This is a genomic window from Thauera terpenica 58Eu (assembly GCF_000443165.1).
GTDB lineage: Bacteria > Pseudomonadota > Gammaproteobacteria > Burkholderiales > Rhodocyclaceae > Thauera > Thauera terpenica.
In genome coordinates this window covers 43169-60196 of sequence record NZ_ATJV01000043.1, presented here as the reverse complement: position 1 = coordinate 60196, position 17028 = coordinate 43169, and the positions used below count along the sequence as shown (strand labels likewise).

General features: G+C 65.8%; 17 protein-coding genes. 9 read left to right on the top strand and 8 right to left on the bottom strand.

Annotated features, from left to right (window positions below; all coding sequences use genetic code 11):
* The 6 genes from M622_RS25280 to M622_RS25255 all read left to right on the top strand — a co-directional run bounded on the left by M622_RS25280 (nt 1) and on the right by M622_RS25255 (nt 4605).
* Entirely contained in the window at nt 1–396 is a 396-nt protein-coding gene (locus M622_RS25280; protein ID WP_021248366.1) for a Na+/H+ antiporter subunit C, read from the top strand.
* Nucleotides 393–1916, top strand: a complete 1524-nt coding sequence (locus tag M622_RS25275) for a monovalent cation/H+ antiporter subunit D (protein ID WP_021248365.1) — start codon at nt 393–395, stop codon at nt 1914–1916. Before M622_RS25280 ends, M622_RS25275 begins: the two co-directional genes overlap by 4 nt.
* Nucleotides 1916–2437, top strand: a complete 522-nt coding sequence (locus M622_RS25270; RefSeq protein ID WP_021248364.1) for a Na+/H+ antiporter subunit E — start codon at nt 1916–1918, stop codon at nt 2435–2437. Before M622_RS25275 ends, M622_RS25270 begins: the two co-directional genes overlap by 1 nt.
* Nucleotides 2434–2703, top strand: coding sequence for a K+/H+ antiporter subunit F (locus M622_RS25265; RefSeq protein WP_021248363.1), 270 nt, complete (start codon nt 2434–2436; stop codon nt 2701–2703). Before M622_RS25270 ends, M622_RS25265 begins: the two co-directional genes overlap by 4 nt.
* Before the next feature lie 10 nt (nt 2704–2713).
* Nucleotides 2714–3166, top strand: a complete 453-nt coding sequence (locus M622_RS25260) for a Na+/H+ antiporter subunit G (RefSeq protein WP_021248362.1) — start codon at nt 2714–2716, stop codon at nt 3164–3166.
* A 107-nt stretch (nt 3167–3273) separates the two neighbouring features.
* Complete coding sequence (locus tag M622_RS25255; protein WP_031346397.1) at nt 3274–4605, top strand: pseudouridine synthase; 1332 nt, start codon at nt 3274–3276, stop codon at nt 4603–4605.
* An 87-nt stretch (nt 4606–4692) separates the two neighbouring features.
* Here M622_RS25255 and M622_RS25250 read toward each other — a convergent pair whose 3' ends face one another.
* From M622_RS25250 to M622_RS25225, 6 genes are all read right to left on the bottom strand, one after another.
* On the bottom strand, nt 4693–4920 hold the full coding sequence (locus tag M622_RS25250; protein WP_021248360.1) for a hypothetical protein: 228 nt from the start codon (nt 4918–4920) through the stop codon (nt 4693–4695).
* Nucleotides 4921–5062: 142 nt separating this feature from the next.
* Nucleotides 5063–6262 carry an ABC transporter permease gene (locus tag M622_RS25245; RefSeq protein ID WP_021248359.1) on the bottom strand — a complete coding sequence of 400 codons (1200 nt, stop codon included), beginning with the start codon at nt 6260–6262 and terminating at the stop codon, nt 5063–5065.
* A gap of 19 nt (nt 6263–6281) precedes the next feature.
* Nucleotides 6282–7490: an ABC transporter permease gene (locus M622_RS25240; RefSeq protein ID WP_021248358.1), complete on the bottom strand. Its 1209-nt coding sequence runs from the start codon at nt 7488–7490 to the stop codon at nt 6282–6284.
* Nucleotides 7487–8212 (bottom strand): ABC transporter ATP-binding protein, encoded by a 726-nt coding sequence (locus tag M622_RS25235; protein WP_021248357.1) that lies wholly within the window; start codon nt 8210–8212, stop codon nt 7487–7489. The genes M622_RS25240 and M622_RS25235 overlap by 4 nt, the downstream gene beginning before the upstream one ends.
* A 19-nt stretch (nt 8213–8231) precedes the next feature.
* Nucleotides 8232–9389 (bottom strand): efflux RND transporter periplasmic adaptor subunit, encoded by a 1158-nt coding sequence (locus M622_RS25230; RefSeq protein ID WP_021248356.1) that lies wholly within the window; start codon nt 9387–9389, stop codon nt 8232–8234.
* Nucleotides 9390–9411: 22 nt separating this feature from the next.
* Entirely contained in the window at nt 9412–11145 is a 1734-nt protein-coding gene (locus M622_RS25225; RefSeq protein ID WP_021248355.1) for a glutamine--tRNA ligase/YqeY domain fusion protein, read from the bottom strand.
* 167 nt (nt 11146–11312) lie between these two features.
* Between M622_RS25225 and M622_RS25220 the strand changes: the two genes are divergently transcribed.
* The 3 genes from M622_RS25220 to M622_RS25210 all read left to right on the top strand — a co-directional run bounded on the left by M622_RS25220 (nt 11313) and on the right by M622_RS25210 (nt 13646).
* Nucleotides 11313–12488 carry a mechanosensitive ion channel family protein gene (locus M622_RS25220; RefSeq protein ID WP_021248354.1) on the top strand — a complete coding sequence of 392 codons (1176 nt, stop codon included), beginning with the start codon at nt 11313–11315 and terminating at the stop codon, nt 12486–12488.
* The gene (gene crcB / locus M622_RS25215; RefSeq protein WP_021248353.1) at nt 12485–12868 is read left to right on the top strand and encodes a fluoride efflux transporter CrcB; all 384 of its coding nucleotides are present in this window, start codon (nt 12485–12487) and stop codon (nt 12866–12868) included. Before M622_RS25220 ends, crcB begins: the two co-directional genes overlap by 4 nt.
* Nucleotides 12869–12980: 112 nt before the next feature.
* Complete coding sequence (locus M622_RS25210) at nt 12981–13646, top strand: YiaD family glycine zipper/OmpA-like lipoprotein (protein WP_021248352.1); 666 nt, start codon at nt 12981–12983, stop codon at nt 13644–13646.
* A gap of 103 nt (nt 13647–13749) precedes the next feature.
* Here M622_RS25210 and M622_RS25205 read toward each other — a convergent pair whose 3' ends face one another.
* Both M622_RS25205 and thiC read right to left on the bottom strand, forming a co-directional pair.
* A complete protein-coding gene (locus tag M622_RS25205) occupies nt 13750–14850 on the bottom strand; it encodes an NAD(P)-dependent alcohol dehydrogenase (RefSeq protein ID WP_021248351.1) in 1101 nt (366 codons plus the stop codon).
* Between the two features lie 151 nt (nt 14851–15001).
* The gene (thiC, locus tag M622_RS25200; protein ID WP_021248350.1) at nt 15002–16918 is read right to left on the bottom strand and encodes a phosphomethylpyrimidine synthase ThiC; all 1917 of its coding nucleotides are present in this window, start codon (nt 16916–16918) and stop codon (nt 15002–15004) included.
* Between the last annotated feature and the right edge of the window lie 110 nt (nt 16919–17028).

Sequence of the window (17028 nt, the reverse complement as noted above, 5' to 3'; positions counted from 1 at the left end):
ATGGAATTCCTGCTTGCCAGTGCGATCGGCGTGATGACCGCCACTGGCGTCTATCTGCTCTTGCGCGCGCGCACCTTTCCCGTGGTGCTGGGTCTTGCGTTGCTGTCCTACGCCACCAACGTGTTCCTGTTTGCCATGGGGCGTCTTGCGGTGAACCGGCCGCCGGTGGTGGATGCGCTCGCGCGCGGCTACACCGACCCCTTGCCGCAGGCGCTGGTGCTGACTGCGATCGTCATTTCCTTTGGCATGACGGCGGTGTTGGTGGTGATGTCCCTGCGCAGCTTCATCGAGAGCGGCGACGATGGCGTGGACGTCCTGGTACAGCCCACTGAGGACGAGCTGGGCGGCTCAGCACCGCGAACCGCTGCGTCCTCAGCGCGCGAGGCAAGCCAATGAACCACTGGATCATCCTCCCCATCCTGTTGCCGGCGATCGTCGCGCCCGTGCTCGTGCTGGCTGCACGTTACGACCTGGGGCTGGCGCGCGCGCTGTCGCTGGGGACGGCGGTGCTGGCGCTGGGGCTGGCGCTGGGCCTGCTGTTGTCGGCCAGCGACAGCAGCGTGGCGCAGGTCTATGCGCTGGGCGACTGGCCCGCGCCATTTGGCATCGTGCTCGTGCTCGATCGCCTGTCGGCGCTGATGCTGATGCTGGCTGCGCTGCTGTCGCTGGTGGTGCTGCTCTATGCGGTCGGCGATAGCGACGGCCGCGGGCGTCATTTCCATGCCCTGTGGCAGTTCCAGGTGATGGGGATCAATGGGGCCTTCCTCACCGGCGACTTCTTCAATCTGTTCGTGTTCTTCGAAGTGCTGCTGATCGCCTCTTACGGCCTCATGGTGCATGGGGGAGGCGCACAGCGGGTGAGGGCAGGGGTGCAGTACGTGGTGGTGAACCTCGTCGGCTCCACCCTGTTCCTGATTGCGGTGGGCCTGATCTACAGCGTCACCGGCACGCTCAACATGGCCGATCTCGCGGTGAAGGTGCCCGAGGTCGCGGCTGGTGATCGCGCCCTGCTCCATGCCGGTGCGCTCTTGCTGCTACTGGTGTTTGGCGTCAAGGCCGCCCTGGTGCCCGTGCATTTCTGGCTGCCGGGAACGTATGGCAGTACCAGCGCCGTGGTGGCGGCATTGTTCGCGATCATGACCAAGGTCGGGGCCTACTCCATCCTGCGCCTGTACGTCCTCGCCTTCGGTCCGGAGGCGGGCGCGTCGGCCTTGCTCGCGGCGCAGTGGCTGTTGCCAGCCGCCATGTTGACCCTGGCTCTGGGCATGATTGGCGTGCTGGCCGCGCGCAGCCTGAGCCAACTCGCAAGCTTCGCCGTGATCGGCTCCATGGGTACGCTGCTGATCGCGGTGGGCCTGTTTTCTGCACAGGCGACGTCGGCCGCGCTCTACTACATGCTGCATTCAACCCTGGCAGTGGCGGCGCTGTTCCTGATCGCCGAGCAGGTCGGTCTGCGGCGCAAGAGCGCCGGCGAGGCGCTGATCGTGGGGCGGCAATTCGAGTCTCGCAGCCTGTTGGCGGCGCTGTTCTTCGTCAATGCGATTGCGCTGTGTGGTCTGCCACCGCTGTCGGGCTTCATCGGCAAGCTGCTGGTGCTCGATGCCGCACGCGATTCAGCGAGCATGCTGTGGATCTGGGCTCTCGTGCTGTCAACCTCGCTGCTGGCCCTGGTCGGCTTCGCACGTGCGGGCAGCACCGTATTCTGGAAAGAAACCGTGAGCGCGGACTTTCGCCCGCTGTGTGCACCCGGGGCGCCGCTGCCGCTGGTGGCGATTGGCGTGCTGCTCGCGAGTCTGGTGCTGCTGACCGTGTTTGCGGGGCCAATCACCCTGTGGCTGGATGAAGCCGCTGCCCAGCTCTACCAGCCCTCACACTACATCGATGCGGTGCTGGGTGCCGCAGGGGGGAACGAGTGATGAGCGATAGGGCAACTGCGTCCGCCGCCGACAAGAGGGGCTGGCTGCCTCATCCCTTGTTGAGCGCTTCACTGGTGCTGGTGTGGCTGTTGCTGCAGAACAGCTTGGATCTTGGCAACCTGCTGCTTGGGCTGGTGCTGGGCCTGGGCATTCCCTTGTGGACCAGTGGGCTGTGGCCGAAGCGGCTGCGGGTGAAGAGCTGGGTCGCGGTGCTGCGTTACAGCGTGATGGTGATCGGCGATATCGTGCTCGCCAACATCGACGTTGCGCGTCTGATCCTGTTCCGCCGTGCGAGCGAGCTGCGCACGCGCTGGGTGAGCGTGCCGCTCGAGCTCTCCAGCCCGGAGGCGATCACCGTGCTGGCAGGCACGGTGACGATGACCCCGGGCACGGTGAGCTGCGATCTGTCGGCCGATGGCAGATACCTGCTGGTGCATTGCCTCGATGCGCCGGATACGGAGCAGATCGTGCGCGAGATCAAGACGCGCTATGAGGCCAGGCTGAAGGAGATCTTCGAATGATCGACCATGCACTCAGTTTTGCGCTCGGCGCGACCTCGCTTGCACTGCTGCTCAACCTGTGGCGCCTGGTGCACGGGCCGAGTGTCATTGATCGTGTGCTGGCGGTCGACACCATGGTCATCAACATGATCGCACTGATCATCTTTTACGGCATACACGAGGGCACGCCGGTGTATTTCGAGGCGGCGCTCATCCTCGCCATGTTCGGTTTCGTGTCTACCGTCGCCTTCTGTCGCTTCGTGCTGCGTGGCGACATCATCGAGTGAGGCTGTGCTCATGAACCTCGTGTTCGAGATCCTGGTTGCCGTGCTGATCATCATCGGCGGCGTTTTCACGCTGATCGGCTCGTGGGGCATGGTCAAGTTGCCCGAGCTCATGAGCCGCCTGCACGCCCCGACCAAGGCCACCACACTCGGTGTCGGTGGCGCCTTGCTGGCGTCCATGCTTTATTTTGCGGCGTTCAAGAGCCACCTGTCCTTGCACGAGTTGCTGATCTCGATGTTCCTGTTTCTGACTGCGCCGATCACCGCCCACTTCCTCGCCAAGGCGCACATTCACCGTCACGTCGACCCGGTGCGCGAGCTGCCGCGGCCCGACGGCCACGGCTGGGGCACTTTCGAGGCGCCGCATGACGCCGCGGCCGAGATGAAGGCGGTGATGGATGACGGGCCTGATCCCGCAGCCGCAGAGAAAGCGCACAACGACGACGCCGGGCGAAGCCCGCGGTAGTGCCTGAATTGTGGCGTGTGTCGGCGCTCGCCGCCTTTCACCTGCGCTTGGGCGCATAATCGCGCCTCCGCTTTGATGTGCGTCGGTTCGACGCCAGAGGTATCGTTGTGAGCACCGTTCGCAAGAGTCCCCCCCAGCCTGCACCTTCACTCATTTCCGGCACGCTCAAGGTGCGCAAGCCAGCCGCTGCTGAGGCCGAGGCCGAAGTGCCTGCGGTCGGCGCGCCGGCGAGGACGCCCCAGAGCGAGGAGCGCAGCAATGATCAGCGCAGGAAAGCTGAGGCCGATGGCGTCGAGCGCCCCCGTGGCGATCGCACGGGTGGCGAGCGTGGCCGCGAGCGCACGAGCGGACGTCCCTCCGAGCGGCCGCTAGAGCGTCCGCGCTCACAGGTGAGCCGCGGAGAAGGCGCCACGAATCCAGCCCGGCGCGGCGAAGGCCACACGAATCAACCCAGGCGCGGCGAAGGCCCCACCAATGAGCGCACGCCGGCAAGCCGTGGGCGCAGCCCGGTCAAGGGGCCACGCGCGGCCGGTGATGCAGGCGAGCGCTCCGAGCGCCCTGGCCGCGTGCGCGGCGCAGCGGACAATGCCGACGCGAGTGCGCATCGGCGGGCGTATGAGAATCGCGCCGACGCCGGGGCGGACTCTGTGCGCTCCATCGCCGCAGCCTCCGCTTCGCTCCCGGTTTCTGGCGCAGCGGCAGCCGAGCCTCCCAGTGGGGTGCGGCTGTCCAAGATCATGGCCGAGCGTGGAATCTGTTCGCGCCGGGAGGCTGATGAATTCATCGAGCGCGGCTGGGTTTTCGTCGACGGCAAGCGCGTGTCCGCGCTTGGCATCCGCATCGATCCCGACGCGCGCATTGATCTGGCGCCGGAAGCGGCTCGCACCCAGGGCCAGCGCGTGACCATCCTGCTGCACAAGCCGGTGGGCTATGTATCGGGCCAGCCCGAGCCAGGTTACACCCCCGCGGCCAGCCTGATCGGCGCAGACAACCAGTTCGACCGTGAAAGCGCGCAGCGTTTTCATGGCAGCCATCTCATGAATCTGGCTCCTGCGGGCCGGCTCGACATCGACTCCACCGGACTGCTGGTTCTGACCCAGGATGGGCGCATCGCGCGCCGCCTGATCGGTGAGGACTCAAAGGTGGACAAGGAGTACCTGGTGCGCGTCGAGGGCCAACTCGACGCCGAGGGCCTGGCGCTGCTCAATCACGGCCTCGAGCTCGATGGCGTGCGCTTGCGACCGGCCAAGGTGGAGTGGATCAATGATGATCAGCTGCGCTTTGAATTGCGTGAAGGCCGCAAGCGCCAGATTCGCCGCATGTGCGAGCTCGTGGGCCTGAAAGTGGTGGGTCTCAAGCGCGTGCGCATCGGCCGGATCAAGCTCGGTGACCTGCCTCTGGGGGAGTGGCGCTTTCTGCGCGAGGATGAGTCCTTCTGATCTGTGCTGATCTGTCCGTGCCGAGCGACCTTGTCGCGGAGCTGGTCAGCGCCGGTGCGCAGCCGCGTGGGCGCGCACCGGCCCGGCTCAGGCGGGGGCAGCAGGCCGTGCCCGCTTCAGGCACTTGCCGCTGAGCTTCAGCGCCGCAGCGGTCTCGTCGCTGAGGCCGCTGACTTCGGCGAAGTACCCGGCCAGCGGGCAATCAAAACCGGGCGGGCAACCGTGCTCGCAAGCGCACTCGTGCTGCGTTGCGTCGAGTAAAACCATCTCTCTGACAGCTTCGCAACGGCCGATGGGGAAGTCGATGATGCTCATGATGGCCTCCTTCCAGGCGCTGCCTGGTCACTGCGTTCAATACCTTTCTGCGTTGGCTGGTGATCCCTGTCACGGTGCTGGCTCACTTTCAGTGTAGTGGTTTTCCCTAGCTTGTCCAGCTGAACCTACACTCTGTGTGGTCTTATTCGGCGCGCAGAGCTGCAACCGCATCGAGGCTGGCAGCACGCCGCGCGGGGAGCACACCAGCCAGCAGGCCGATCAGCACGGCGAGCAATTCCGCGGCGAGGGCAAAGCCCCACGGCGTGCTCACCGGTAATGCCGGCAGCAGCAATCCCAGCGCATGGGCTGCGCCCGCGCCGACGGCCAGTCCAACCAGACCGCCCAGCGCCGACAACACCACCGCTTCGCCCAGGAACAAGCCCAGGATGGTGCGCCGGCGTGCACCCAGCGCCACCAGCAGGCCGATCTCGTTGGTGCGTTCGGACACCGCGATGGTCATGATGGTGACGATGCCGACACCGCCCACCAGCAGCGAGATGCCGCCGAGTGCGCCCACCGCGGCGGTGAGGATGTCGAGAATGTTGGACAGCGTTGCCAGCATGTCCTCCTGGGTGCGTACGCTGAAGTCTTCGCGGCCGTGGCGGGTGATCAGGCTGCGCGTGACCGCGTCGACGACGGGCGCGACGGGGACGTTCCCCGCGTAAGCCACGCCGATCTCCATCAGGCCGTCGCGTTTGAACAGCGCCAGCCCGCGCACGCTGGGAATGAAGGCGGTATCGTCGAGATCGACGCCCAGAAATTCGCCCTTCTCTTCCATGATGCCGATCACGCGGTAGCGTTCATCACCGATCTGGACACGCTCACCGAGCGCATTGGCGACGCCGAACAGTTCGCGCTTGAGTTTGGGGCCGAGGACGACGAAGGCGCGCGCGCTGGCGCTGTCGTCAGGCGGCAGGAAGTGGCCGACGCGCACCCGCATCGCATACACCTCCTGCATGTCGGCGCTGACGCCGAGCACCGTGGTGCGGCGCACGCGGCCGTTGGCGCGCACTTCGGCATTGCCGTTGACGTTGGCGGTGACATGGGTGACGTAGGGCAGGCGGGCGAGCGCGGCAGCGTCATCAAGGGTCAATTCGCGTGCAGTCGACGGCAGGCCGGGCGGGCCGCCGCGCGCACCCTGGCGCCCGGGGTTGATCTGGATGACGTTGGTGCCGAACTGGCTGAACTCCTGCAGCACGAAGCGGTGCAGACCTTCGCCAATCGAGGTCAGCAGGATGACCGCGGCAATGCCGACGGCGATGCCACCCAGGGTCAGCGCGCTGCGCAGGCGGTGGGCGGTGATCGAGCGCAGGGCCAGCTGCAGCAGGTCACGCCAGCTCATCGTTGTGGCCTCCTCATGTTCAGCGCTTCATCAAGGCCTGGACCGGGTCCAGGTTGGCGGCACGCCTGGCCGGCATGACGCCGAACAGCAGGCCGGTGACGAGCGCTGTGCCCACGGCGGCAATCACCGCCCAGCTCGGTGGCCAGGCAGGCAGGGCGGGAAAGACGAGGCGAATCACCCACGCGCCAGCGTGGCCGAGGACAAAGCCGCTCAGCGCGCCGGCCAGTGACAGCAGCGCGGCTTCGGTGAGGAAGGCAAGACGGATGGCGCGAGCGCTGGCGCCGAGTGCCTTCAGCAGGCCGATCTCGCCAGTGCGCTGGGTGACGGCCACCAGCATCACGTTCATCACCAGGATGCCCGCCACCGCCAGGCTGATGGCGGCGATGCCGGCCACGCCCAGGGTGAGCGCGCTGAGGATGCGGTCGAAGGTGCCGAGCACGGCGTCCTGCGTGATCACGGTGAAGTCGAGTTCGCCGTCACGGCGCGCACGCAAGAGCGCTTCGACCTGAGCTTGAGCGGGCACCAGGGCGTCGCGGCCACGTGTCTCGATCATGATGCGAAACAAGGAGTTGGTGTTGAACATGGCCTGCGCGGTGGCGACCGGCACCAGCACCAGCTCGTCGGAATTCATCCCCAGCCCGCGCCCGGCCGGACTCATGACGCCAATGACGCGCAGGCGGCGGTCGCCGAGGCGGATCATGCGCCCGATCGCATTCTGGTTGCCGAACAGCTCCGCACGGATCGTTTCGCCGATGACCGCCACCGCCGAGGCGCGGCCGAAATCCTCAGGTGGCAGGAACTGTCCGCTGGCAACACCGAAGCCGCGGATGTCGACGTAGTCGGCGCTGGTGCCGACCACCATCACCTCGCGCAGCCGTCCGCCAAAGGAGATTTCGGAATTGCCCACCGCCAGCGGCGCGACGCGCTGCACCAGCGCCAGGCGCAGCAGGGCGGCGGCGTCGCTGGTGGTGAGGTCGCGCGGTGTGCTGCTGACGAAACTGCCTGGATTGACGCCACCGGTCTCGTTGCGCCCGGGCAGCACGATGAGCAGGTTGGCGCCCAGCGCGGAGAATTCCTCCACCACGTAGCGCCGCGCGCCATCTCCGAGCGCCGTCAGCATCACCACTGCGGCCACGCCGATCGACATCGCCAGCACCATCAAGGCCGTGCGCAGCGGGTAGCCGAGTGCGGCGCGGGTGGCAAAGCGCAGCGTGTCGGCCGGGCTCATGGGGCGGTTTGCGGCTGGTCTGCGGCCAGGCTTGGGCTTGCCGGTTTGCGCACATCCTGGCGGATGAAGCCGTCTTCCATCAGCAAACGGCGGCGCGCGCGTGCGCCCATGGAGGGGTCGTGGGTGACGACGATCAGCGTCATGCCGGCGGCATTGAGGTCCTCGAGGAGCGCAGTCACCTCCTGTCCGGTGGCGCGGTCGAGGTTGCCGGTGGGCTCGTCGGCGAGCAGCAGGGCGGGGCGCATGATGGTGGCGCGTGCGATGGCGACGCGCTGACGCTGGCCACCGGAGAGCTCTTCCGGGCGGTGGTGGGCGCGGCTGGCGAGGCCGAAGTCCTTCAGCGCCTGGCTCACGCGCGCGCCACGTTCGGATGCGGAAACACCCGCCAGCATCAGCGGCAGGGCGACGTTCTCTACTGCTGTCAGCCGTGGCACGAGATGAAAGCTCTGGAACACGAAACCGATGCGGGCGCTGCGCACTGCGGCCTGTTCGTCGGCGCTCAAGGTGGTGACATCGCGACCTTCGAGCCGGTAGTGGCCACTGTTGGGGCGGTCGAGCAGGCCGAGCAGATTGAGCAGGGTGGACTTGCCCGAGCCCGAGGGGCCCATCACCGCGACGTATTCGCCGGCTTCGATGCTGAGTGCCACCTCGCACAGCGCATGGACCTCGCTGTCGCCAAGCGTGAACACGCGGTTGATGCCCTCGAGCTCGATCTGTGCCATGGTCGGCCTCGGCGCTGCGCTAAGGGGTGGCGGCCTGGGTTGAAGCTTCGATGCTGACCTGCGCGCCCGCTTCCACCCCCGCACGTTCGAGCGAGGTCACGATGCGATCTCCCGCGCTCAAGCCTTCCAGCACTTCGGTCTGCTCCCAGTTCGACAGCCCGCTGCGCACGCGGCGCTCGACGAGCACGCCATCTTGTGCGATCAGCACGCGATGGCCCTCGCGCAGGGCTGAAGTCGGAATGCGCAGCACGTCCTCGCGCGTGTCGAGCACGATCTCGACGTCGGTGCTGTAGCCCACCAGCAGGCCGCGCGCCTCTTCCGGGTGCACGAAGTCGATATCGACCTCCACTGTTCGCGCCTGTTTTTCCACCGCGGTGATGTAGGGTGCGACGCGCTTGACGCGACCCTCGAACACCTTGGCGGGCATGGCCTCGAGGGTGATGCGCACGGCTTGGCCGGGGACGATTCTGGGCGCGTCGATCTCGTCCATGGGCGCCTTGACATAGAGGCAGCTGTCGTCGATGAGGTCGATGACAGGTGGCGTGGGGACCCCCGGTGGCGAGGGGATGGAGATCTCACCGAGTTCGCCGCTGATGCTGGCCACGGTGCCGGCGAAGGGCGCGATCAGCACCAGGCGCTGGCGATCGATGGTGGTGGCTTTGGTCTGAGCCTGGGCGGTGAGGACATCGGCTTTCGCGGTATCGCAGGAAGCGCGCCGGGCGCGGGCTTCGGTGCGCGCCCGCTCCTCCACACTGGCGGAGACGAAGCCGCGCTTCACCAGCTGCGCCTGGCGTGCGGCCTCGCGCTCGGCGTTGTCGGCGACGGTGCAGGCTTCGCGCACGCGCTGGCGCGCCGTGGCCAGTTGGGCCTCGTTGACCGCCAGCCTGGCATCCAGGTCCTCATGCCACAGCCGCATCAAGACCTGGCCGGCCTCCACCCGGTCGCCTTCCTTCACGCCCAGATAGTCGATACGCCCGCCGACGATGGTGGCCATTTTGGTGCGCTGGCAGGCTTCGATCTCGCCGGCGCGGGTGTTGGACAGGGTGGCTTCGACCTGGCCACGGCCCACTTCCTGCACAACCACCAGGATGGGTTTCGGTCGGGTGAACCACCAGCCTGTCGCCGCCAGCAGGACCAGCACGACAAGGACAGTGAGCAGGCGGCGCAGGCTTTTCATGGTGGGGAACCCGGTCGGTGGCTTATTTGCTGGCCTTTGCCCACGAATCCTTCAGCGTCACCGTACGGTTGAATGCTGGTGAACCGGGTTTCGAGTCGATGCGGTCGGCGACGAAATAGCCGTGGCGCTCGAACTGGAAATGCTCCTCTGGCCTGGCGTCCTTGAGTATGGGCTCGAGGTAGGCGATGAGGCTGCGCCTGGAGTCGGGGTTGATGTCGGTGAGGAAGTCGCGCTCAAGCTCGGGTGCGTCGCCTTCGCGGCGCTGGCCAGGGTGGGGATGGGCGAACAGGCGATCGTAGATGCGGACTTCGGCTTCATAAGCGTGCGCGACCGATACCCAGTGCAGGTTGCCCTTGACCTTGTAGGTGTCGGCGCCGGGCGTGCCGGAGCGGGAGTCGGGCATGTATTCGGCGAACACCGTGGTGACCGTGCCGGCGGCATCCTTCTCGCAGCCGGTGCATTTGACGACGAAGCCGTAACGCAGGCGCACCATATTGCCGGGGTAGAGGCGGTGGAAGCCCTTCACCGGTTCTTCCATGAAGTCTTCGCGCTCGATCCACAGTTCGCGGGAAAAAGGCATGTCGCGCTTGCCCAGCTCGGGCTTGAGCGGGTGGTTGGGCGCCTGGCACAGCTCGGACTCACCCTCGGCATAGTTGGTGATGATGAGCTTGAGCGGGTCGAGCACCGCGACGCGACGTTCGGCGGCCTCGTTGAGGTCGTCGCGCATGCACTCCTCGAGCACGCTCATGTCGATCCAGGAGTCGGCCTTGGACACCCCGATGCGCTCGGCAAAACGGCGAAAGCCGGCGGCGGTGAAGCCGCGGCGGCGTGCGCCGATGAGCGTGGGCAGGCGCGGATCGTCCCAGCCGGCAACGTGGCCTTCATTGACGAGCTGGATCAGCTTGCGCTTGGACAGCACCACGTAAGTGAGGTTGAGGCGGGCGAACTCGATCTGCTGCGGCAGCGGGCGCGAGAAGTGGCCGGCGTCCGCGAGCGCGTCGAGCAGCCAGTCATAGAACGGGCGCTGGTCTTCGAATTCGAGCGTGCACACCGAGTGGGTGATGTTCTCGATCGCGTCCTCGATGGGATGGGCGAAGGTGTACATCGGATAGATCGGCCACTTGTCGCCGGCGCGGTGATGGGCGACGTGGCGGATGCGGTAGATCGCCGGGTCGCGCATGTTGATGTTGGCGCTGGCCATGTCGATCTTCGCCCGCAGGATGTGCGTGCCTTCGGGGAATTCGCCGGCGCGCATGCGGCTGAAGAGGTCGAGGTTCTCCTCGACGCTGCGCTCGCGATAGGGGCTGTCCTTGCCGGGCTCGGTCAGGGTGCCGCGCCTGGCGCGCATGTCGTCGGCGGACTGCGAATCGACATAGGCCTTGCCGGCACTGATCAGGCTCAGCGCACAGGCGTACATGGTGTCGAAATAGTCGGATGCGAAGTAAAGATGCTCGCCCCAGTCGAAGCCGAGCCACTTTACCGCTTCGAGGATGGCGTCGACGTATTCCTGCTCTTCCTTCTCCGGGTTGGTGTCGTCGAAGCGCATGTGGCAGACCCCGCCGTAGGCCTCGGCGAGGCCGAAGTTCAGGCAGATGGACTTGGCGTGGCCGTAGTGCAGATAGCCGTTGGGCTCGGGCGGAAAGCGCGTTTCGACGCGGCCGTCCCATTTCCCGGTGCGCAGGTCCTCGTCGATGATGTTGCGCACGAAATTGGAGGCAGGCGGGGGGGCGGCGGCGAGATTTTTTTCGGGTTTCATCGGCTTCGCAGGTGACGGTGGCCGCGTCGCGGCCGGGTTTCCATGAGCGCGATTGTAGCCGATCCGGTCGCCTCGCCCGCGCGTGCGGCGCCCGCGGAGCCGGCGCGCGCAGCGTTCGGCCGTCGGCGGGTAAAATGAGGCTTCCTTGAACCTGAAACAGGATCGTAATGGCTGAAATATCCTATTTTTCCTGGTTCCAGACCTTTCTTGCCGATCTCACTGGCGGCGAGAACATGCTGACGCTGGTGCTGCAACTCTTCCTCGTCGTGCTGGCGGTGGTGGTCGCGAACTTCTTTCTGCGCCGTACCATGGCCCGGCTTGAGGAACACTCTCGCAGCACGATGGTGGAGTGGGACTTTCCCCTCCTGTCGGCGGCGCGCAGGCCCTTGAGTGTGCTGGCCTGGATCGTCGGCCTGAGCTTCGCTGCACGCATCGTGGAGTCGAAGACCGACTCGGTGCTGCTGGAGGTGGTCGAGCCCCTGCGCACGGTTGGAGTGATTGCTTGCGTCGCCTGGTTCCTGGTGCGCTTCATCGGCAACTTCCAGGACAGCATCATCGAGAAGCGTCACCGTCGCGGTGAGTCGATCGACCGCACCACAGTGGATGCGATCGGCAAGCTGCTGCGCGTGTCGGTGATCATCACCTCGGTGCTGGTGGGGCTGCAGAGCCTCGGCTTCTCGGTTTCCGGCGTGCTCGCCTTTGGCGGCATCGGCGGCATCGCGGTGGGTTTCGCGGCCAAGGATCTGCTGGCGAACTTCTTTGGTGGCTTGATGGTTTATCTGGACCGTCCCTTCGTGGTGGGCGACTGGGTGCGCTCGCCGGACAAGGAGATCGAAGGCACGGTGGAGGAGATCGGCTGGCGGCTGACGCGCATCCGGACCTTCGACAAGCGTCCGCTCTACGTGCCCAATGCGGTGTTCGCGCAGATCACGGTGGAGAATCCGTCGCGCATGAGCAATCGCCGCATCAAGGAAACGGTCGGACTGCGCTATGTTGACATCGGCAAGGTCGCCGCCATCGTCGCGGACATCAAGGCGATGCTGCAGTCCCATGAGGAAATCGATCAGAACCAGACCCTGATCGTCAATCTGCTGCAGTTCGGCCCCTCAACCCTGGACATCATGGTCTATACGTTTACAAGGACGACGGTGTGGGTGCATTTCCATGAGATCAAGCAGGACGTGATGCTGAAGATTGCCGATATCGTCGTTGCGCACGGGGCGGAACTTGCCTTTCCGACGCGGACCCTGCATGTGCTGGGCGAGGCTGCGGCCGCCGAGGCCGTGGGCGCGCAGGCCGGGGGTGCGTCGCCGCAAGCTGTGGCGATGGCGGAGGCGCGATGAATTTCACCGCCTTCGCGGCAGTGGGGGTCGGTGCTGCCTGTGGCGCCTGGCTGCGCTGGGGCTTGGGCGCGTGGCTGAACCCGCTGTCGGCGATGGTGCCGCTGGGGACGCTGGTGGCCAACCTGGGCGGCGGCCTGTTGATGGGTTTTGCGCTCGGTCTGATTCAGGCCTGGCCGGCGATGACGCCGGCGCTGAAACTCTTGCTCACGACTGGCTTGTTGGGCGGCTTGACGACCTTTTCGACGTTTTCGGCCGAAGCCTTTCACTTGTTGCAGCGCGGCGCCATCGGCTGGCTGGGGCTGCATGTGACGCTGCATGTGATGGGCTCGGTGCTGATGACCTGGGCGGGATACTCGATTTTCAACATGCTGCGGACTTGAGCAGCTGGTTCCGCGTGAGGGGTGTCATGCTTTGTTGCACACTGGAAGACGGGGGTGCGGCATTGCGCGCCGATAATCGATCGGCTTGTTACAAATCTGGAGGCTCAAAACCATGAATAAAATCCTCATTTCCCTGACTGGGGTCACTTTCGCCGCAAGTGGTCTTGTCGGTTGCGCCAACATGAACGAAACCCAGCGTGATACCGGCATGGGTGCAGCCATTGGCGCCGTGGCCGGAGGCCTGATCGGTGCCGCCACCGCGGGCGGAAACAAGGGCAAGAGCGCGGCCACGGGGGCGGCCATAGGCGCGGCCCTTGGCGCGGGTGGCGGCTATCTGTGGTCGCAGAACATGCAGAAGCAAAAGGCGGAGATGGAGCAGGCCACGGCTGGCACCGGCATCGGTGTGAGCCAGACCGCCGACAATCAGCTCAAGGTGGACATCCCCAGCGATGTCTCCTTCGACACCGGGCGCTACGACATCAAGGCCAACATGCGCCCGGTGCTCGACAACCTCGCCAACGGCCTCAATCAGCACCCGATCACCACCATCACCATCGTCGGTCACACCGACAGTACCGGCAGCGATGCGGTGAACAACCCGCTCTCGATCAACCGTGCTTCTGCCGTACGTGACTATCTGGTTGCGCGTGGCGTGGCCGCCCAGCGCATCGGCATCGAAGGGCGTGGCGCACGCCAGCCGATCGCGGACAACTCGACCCCGTCCGGGCGGGCGATGAACCGCCGTGTTGAGGTCTTCGTCGCCGAGCAGGTGCGCTGAACCTGGCCTGAAGTCTGGCAAGGCGACGCGAACCGCGTCGCCGGATCAGCAAAAAGGGCGCCTGCGCAGGCGCCCTTTTTGCTGATTCACGCTCGGTGCGACATCAGTTCGGTTTGATGGCCACCTTCAGCACGCCGTCACGCTGGTTGGCGAACAATTCATAGGCGGCGACGATGTCGTCGAGCTTGTAGGTGTGGGTCACCAGCACACCGAGGTCGACGCGTTTGGATGCGACCACGTTCATCAGCCGGCGCATGCGTTCCTTGCCGCCAGGGCAGAGCGCGGTATTGATGCGATGGTCGCCCAGGCCGGCGGCAAAGGCGGACAGCGGGATCGTCAGGTCGCTCGAATACACGCCGAGGCTGGAAAGTGTGCCGCCCGGCTTGAGTACGCGCAGCGACTGCTCGAAGGTGGCTTGGGTGCCCAATGCCTCGATCGCGGAGTCAGCACCGCGCCCGCCGGTGAGCTTCATGACCTCGCTGACCACGTCGCAGTTGTGGAAGTTGAGCGTCACGTCGGCCCCCATCACCTTGGAAATGCCGAGGCGGTGGTCATTGCCATCGACCGTGATCACCGTGGTCGCGCCCAGCAGCCGCGCGCCGGCGGTGGCGCACAGGCCGATCGGGCCCTGGGCGAACACCACCACCGTATCGCCGAGCTTGATGTTGGCGTTCTCGGCGCCCTTGAAGCCGGTCGACATGATGTCCGGACACATCAGCACCTGCTCGTCGCTGAGGCCGTCGGGAATGGGGGCGAGGTTGGCCTGGGCGTCGGGCACCAGCACGTATTCGGCCTGGGTGCCATCGATGAGGTTGCCGAAGCGCCAGCCGGCGGTGGCCTTGTAACCGTGGCCACCGCACTGGCCGGACGGGATCAGGTAGCTGCCGTCCTGCGAGGCGGCGCCGTCCTGTGCGGCGTAGGAGTTGAAGTTCGGGCAGATCGCGCCGGCGATCACGCGCTGGCCTTCGCGGTAGCCTTGTACCGCGCTGCCGAGTTTTTCGATCACGCCCACCGGCTCATGGCCGATGGTGAGGCCGGGCACGACTGGATATTCGCCTTTCAGGATGTGTACGTCGGTGCCGCAGATCGTGGTCGTGGTGATGCGGATCAGGGCATCGTTGGGGCCGATTTCGGGGATCGGCTTGTCGACCAGTTCGATACGGCCGGGGGCAACGAAGACAGTCGCTTTCATCATGGCAGTCATGGGGCGTCTCCTGGTACAGGAAGGTGAGTCCGCGAGATCAGGCGCGAACGGCCAGGGACACTATGGACCACCATGACGACGGCGGGCTTGATCTGGGTCGAACCAGGAGCACGGGAGGGCCGCATGCCGGCGGCCCCTCCCGCAGCGCAGGTCACACGTTGCGATACACCTCAGCCCCACTCCTGACGAACTCCACCGCCTTCACCTCCATGCCCTTCTTCAGCGCCTCAATTTCGCTGATGCCTTGCTGGGCAGCGAATTCGCGCACGTCCTGGGTGATCTTCATCGAGCAGAAGTGCGGGCCGCACATGGAGCAGAAGTGCGCCACCTTGGCCGAGTCCTTGGGCAGGGTCTCGTCGTGGAATTCCTTGGCCTTGTCCGGGTCGAGGCCGAGGTTGAACTGGTCTTCCCAGCGGAACTCGAAGCGCGCCTTGGACAGCGCGTTGTCGCGGATCTGCGCGCCGGGGTGGCCCTTGGCCAGATCGGCGGCGTGGGCGGCGAGCTTGTAGGTGATGATGCCTTCCTTGACGTCCTGCTTGTTGGGTAGGCCGAGATGCTCCTTGGGCGTCACGTAGCACAGCATGGCGGTGCCGTACCAGCCGATGGTGGCGGCGCCGATGCCGCTGGTGATGTGGTCGTAACCCGGGGCGATGTCGGTGGTGAGCGGGCCCAGGGTGTAGAAGGGCGCTTCATGGCACTGCTCGAGTTGCAGGTCCATGTTTTCCTTGATCAGCTGCAGCGGCACGTGGCCCGGGCCCTCGATCATTACCTGCACGTCGTGCTTCCAGGCGATCTGGGTGAGTTCGCCCAGAGTCTTGAGCTCGCCCAGCTGCGCTTCGTCATTGGCATCGTAAATCGAGCCCGGGCGCAGGCCGTCGCCCAGGCTGAAGGCCACGTCGTAGGCCTTCATGATTTCGCAGATGTCCTCGAAATGCTCGTAGAGGAAGCTCTCCTTGTGGTGCGCCAGACACCACTTGGCCATGATCGAGCCGCCGCGCGAGACGATGCCGGTGAGCCGGTTGGCGGTCAGCGGCACGTAGCGCAGCAGCACCCCAGCGTGGATGGTGAAGTAGTCCACGCCCTGCTCGGCCTGCTCGATCAAGGTGTCGCGGAAGATCTCCCAGGTCAGGTCTTCGGCCTTGCCATTGACCTTTTCCAGCGCCTGGTAGATGGGCACGGTACCGATCGGCACCGGCGAGTTGCGTACGATCCATTCGCGGGTTTCGTGGATGTTCTTGCCGGTCGACAGGTCCATCACCGTGTCGCCCCCCCAGCGGATGGCCCAGGTCATCTTGTCGACCTCTTCGCTGATCGAGGAGCCCAGCGCCGAGTTGCCGATGTTGGCGTTGATCTTCACGAGGAAATTGCGGCCGATGATCATCGGCTCGGTTTCCGGGTGGTTGATGTTGTTGGGGATGACGGCGCGGCCGCGGGCGACCTCGGAGCGTACGAACTCGGGGGTGATCTCGTCGGGGATGCTGGCGCCGAAGTTCTGCCCCGGGTGCTGGCGCAGCATCATCGCCGCCATCTTCTCGCCGGTGGGGCCGGCGGCCTTGAGCGAGGCCAGATACTCCCGGCGCTGCAGGTTCTCGCGGATGGCGATGTATTCCATCTCGGGGGTGATGATGCCGCGTCGGGCGTAGTGCATCTGGGTGACATTGACCCCCGCCTTGGCGCGACGCGGCTTGCGGTGCAGGCCGGGAAAGCGCAGCTCGTCCAGTGCGGGGTCGGCGGCGCGCTGGCGGCCGAATTCGGAGCTCAGATCGGGCAGCAGCTCGGTGTCGGCGCGCTCTTCTATCCACTGCTGGCGCAGTGCCGGCAGGCCGGAGCGGATGTCGATCTTCGCGGTTGGGTCGGTGTAGGGGCCGGAGCAGTCATAGACGAAGATCGGCGGATTGGGCTCGGCGCCCATCGAGGCCGGGGTGTCGCTCTGGCTGACCGCGCGCATAGGCACCCGGATGTCGGGGCGCGAGCCCTCCGCATAGACCTTGCGTGAGTTGGGCAGCGGGGCAATCGCCGCGGCGTCCACATGGGCGGTGGCGGCGATGAATTTTTCGTTGGCGTTCATGCGTGTTGTCTCCGAGGAATCGGTGTTCTTGCACAGGGGGTAGTCCACGGCGATGCGGCCGTGGGGATGCGATTACGAATACGGGGTCGGCGAGGTGGCGACGCAGAGGC

Bases quoted from the DNA above. Each gene is read 5' to 3' on its own strand.
- crcB (WP_021248353.1), top strand. From the start codon at position 12,485: ATGAATTTCACCGCCTTCGCGGCAGTGGGGGTCGGTGCTGCCTGTGGC.
- M622_RS25205 (WP_021248351.1), bottom strand. From the start codon at position 14,850: ATGACTGCCATGATGAAAGCGACTGTCTTCGTTGCCCCCGGCCGTATC.
- M622_RS25260 (WP_021248362.1), top strand. From the start codon at position 2,714: ATGAACCTCGTGTTCGAGATCCTGGTTGCCGTGCTGATCATCATCGGC.
- M622_RS25270 (WP_021248364.1), top strand. From the start codon at position 1,916: ATGAGCGATAGGGCAACTGCGTCCGCCGCCGACAAGAGGGGCTGGCTG.
- M622_RS25210 (WP_021248352.1), top strand. From the start codon at position 12,981: ATGAATAAAATCCTCATTTCCCTGACTGGGGTCACTTTCGCCGCAAGT.
- M622_RS25225 (WP_021248355.1), bottom strand. From the start codon at position 11,145: ATGAAACCCGAAAAAAATCTCGCCGCCGCCCCCCCGCCTGCCTCCAAT.
- M622_RS25245 (WP_021248359.1), bottom strand. From the start codon at position 6,262: ATGAGCTGGCGTGACCTGCTGCAGCTGGCCCTGCGCTCGATCACCGCC.
- M622_RS25220 (WP_021248354.1), top strand. From the start codon at position 11,313: ATGGCTGAAATATCCTATTTTTCCTGGTTCCAGACCTTTCTTGCCGAT.
- M622_RS25235 (WP_021248357.1), bottom strand. From the start codon at position 8,212: ATGGCACAGATCGAGCTCGAGGGCATCAACCGCGTGTTCACGCTTGGC.
- M622_RS25230 (WP_021248356.1), bottom strand. From the start codon at position 9,389: ATGAAAAGCCTGCGCCGCCTGCTCACTGTCCTTGTCGTGCTGGTCCTG.
- thiC (WP_021248350.1), bottom strand. From the start codon at position 16,918: ATGAACGCCAACGAAAAATTCATCGCCGCCACCGCCCATGTGGACGCC.
- M622_RS25275 (WP_021248365.1), top strand. From the start codon at position 393: ATGAACCACTGGATCATCCTCCCCATCCTGTTGCCGGCGATCGTCGCG.
- M622_RS25280 (WP_021248366.1), top strand. From the start codon at position 1: ATGGAATTCCTGCTTGCCAGTGCGATCGGCGTGATGACCGCCACTGGC.
- M622_RS25265 (WP_021248363.1), top strand. From the start codon at position 2,434: ATGATCGACCATGCACTCAGTTTTGCGCTCGGCGCGACCTCGCTTGCA.
- M622_RS25250 (WP_021248360.1), bottom strand. From the start codon at position 4,920: ATGAGCATCATCGACTTCCCCATCGGCCGTTGCGAAGCTGTCAGAGAG.
- M622_RS25240 (WP_021248358.1), bottom strand. From the start codon at position 7,490: ATGAGCCCGGCCGACACGCTGCGCTTTGCCACCCGCGCCGCACTCGGC.